The sequence below is a fragment of the Aestuariicoccus sp. MJ-SS9 genome, assembly GCF_032586235.1.
GTDB lineage: Bacteria > Pseudomonadota > Alphaproteobacteria > Rhodobacterales > Rhodobacteraceae > Aestuariicoccus.
This window is the reverse complement of sequence record NZ_JAWHTD010000111.1, coordinates 1-2,389: the sequence shown is the minus strand read 5'-3', so window position 1 is coordinate 2,389 and position 2,389 is coordinate 1. Positions and strand designations below refer to the sequence as shown.

The following is a 2,389-nucleotide window of genomic DNA, read 5'->3' as shown; positions in this document are numbered from 1 at the left end:
AACCCTGCAGGCCAAAGCCAACAAAATAAGACATTTCTCACATAAATTCAGAGCGTTGGGCGTTGTTCAGACCCGACGACTTATGCCGCAACCCCACGACTGGCCCTGTCAGCCATGGGCGAGGTCAGCCGCACGCACGGCCGCGACGCCGCCGGGCTGGGCGCGCAATGGGCCGTGACGCCTGTCCTCACCCTGTCGGTCGCCGCCACAAGGCAGGCGCAGGACACCGCGTTTCACCTTGGCCTGGCGCGGCGGTTTTGACGCCAGCGGTTGCCAGCCTTCCGCCCGGGCCATATGTCATGGGAAATCATACGAGGTTTCCATGCAGCATATCCGTTTCCCCCAACCGCTCTTCGACGCAAACGTCACCTCCGGGTCGGGCAATCTCGGCGATCTGCCGGAATGGGATCTCTCCGATCTCTACACCGCCGAGGACGCCCCCGAGCTCAAGCGCGATCTTGATTGGCTGGAGGGGGCCTGCGCCGGCTTTGCCACCGATTACGAAGGCAAGCTGGGCACGCTGGACGCAGACGGGTTCCTGGAGGCGGTGCACCGCTACGAGCGGATCGAAACCATCGCCGGGCGCATCATGTCTTTCGCGGGGCTGCGCTATTATCAGCTGACCACCGATGCGGGCCGGACCAAGTTTCTCAGCGACACGCAGGAAAAGATCACCGTCTACACCACGCCGCTGGTCTTCTTCACGCTCGAGCTCAACCGGCTGGACGACGGTTTTCTGGACGGGCTCTTTGCCGCCAATACCGATCTGGCGCGCTACAAGCCCGCCTTCGACCGCATCCGCGCGATGAAACCCTATCAGCTTTCGGACGAGCTGGAGAAATTCCTGCACGATCTGGGCGTGGTGGGGGACGCCTGGGAGCGGCTTTTCGACGAAACCATCGCCGGGCTGGAATTCGAGGTCGACGGCGAGACGCACAACATCGAGGGTACGCTCAATTTTCTGACCGAGCAGGAGCGCGCCAAGCGTCAGGCCGCGGCCGAGGAACTGGCCCGCGTCTTTGGCGACAACATCCGCACCTTTGCGCGTGTGCACAACACCCAGGCCAAGGAAAAGGAAATCCTAGACCGCTGGCGCGGGATGCCGACGCCGCAGACCAGCCGGCATCTGTCGAACGATGTCGAACCCGAGGTGGTCGAGGCGCTGCGCAACGCCGTGGTCAACGCCTATCCGCGCCTCAGCCACCGCTATTACGAGCTCAAGCGCCAGTGGCTGGGCCTCGACAGGATGCAGGTCTGGGACCGCAACGCGCCGCTGCCGATGGAGACCACGCGCACCGTCAAGTGGGACGAGGCGCGCGAGACGGTGATGAACGCCTATGCGGCATTCGACCCCCGCATGGCCGAAATCGCCACGCCCTTCTTCGAGAAAGGCTGGATCGACGCGGGCGTGAAACCCGGCAAGGCGCCCGGCGCCTTCGCCCACCCCACCGTGACCGAGGTGCACCCTTACGTGATGCTGAACTACCTGGGCAAACCGCGCGACGTGATGACTTTGGCGCACGAGCTGGGCCACGGCGTGCACCAGGTGCTGGCCGCCGGTCAGGGCGAGATGCTGTCCTCGACCCCGCTGACGCTGGCCGAGACCGCGTCGGTGTTCGGCGAGATGCTGACCTTCCGCCGGATGCTGGACAACGCCAAGGATCAGGCCGAACGCAAGGTGCTGCTGGCCGGCAAGGTCGAGGACATGATCAACACCGTCGTCCGCCAGATCGCCTTCTACGATTTCGAATGCAAACTGCACGAGGCCCGGCGCGGCGGCGAACTGACGCCCTACGACATCAACGCGCTGTGGATGTCGGTGCAGGCCGAAAGCCTGGGCCCCGCCTTCGACTTCATGCCGGGATACGAGACCTTCTGGGCCTACATCCCGCATTTCGTGCACTCGCCCTTCTACGTCTACGCCTATGCCTTCGGCGACGGTCTGGTGAACGCGCTTTACGCCGCCTACCAGGAAAGCCCCGAGGGCTTTCAGGACAAGTATTTCGACATGCTGAAGGCGGGCGGCTCGCAGCACCACTCCACCCTGCTCGCCCCCTTCGGCCTCAACGCCGCCGACCCGGCGTTCTGGGACAAGGGGCTAAGCATGATCGAAGGCTTCATCGAAGAGCTGGAGGCGATGGAGGGCTGACAAAGCCCTGCCAGAACCGTGTGCGCCCGGCGCCACGGTTCTGGCCTGCGCGATGTGTTGTTGAGCCGGGGCGACAGCCGTCGCGTTGAAAACACGACCGTTTGGGGCAGTTTGGTACTGAAAAGGTGCATATGTCCGGTAGCGGACCCAGGTGGACACCAGTGGCTTTGTTGCACAAATCGGCTGAAGGATTCACTGTTTGAATCCAGCATGATAGCCGTGGGGTATGAGCAGTTGGGC

The 2,389-nt window shown here is 63.4% G+C and carries 2 protein-coding genes; both read left to right on the top strand.

The genetic code is table 11. From position 1 onward, the window contains the following. Nucleotides 1–114 precede the first annotated feature (114 nt). Complete coding sequence (locus RXV88_RS23450) at nucleotides 115–261, top strand: hypothetical protein (RefSeq protein WP_316296153.1); 147 nt, start codon at nucleotides 115–117, stop codon at nucleotides 259–261. A gap of 61 nt (nucleotides 262–322) precedes the next feature. Then, on the top strand, nucleotides 323–2,149 hold the full coding sequence (locus RXV88_RS23445) for a M3 family oligoendopeptidase (protein WP_316296152.1): 1,827 nt from the start codon (nucleotides 323–325) through the stop codon (nucleotides 2,147–2,149). Nucleotides 2,150–2,389 lie beyond the last annotated feature (240 nt).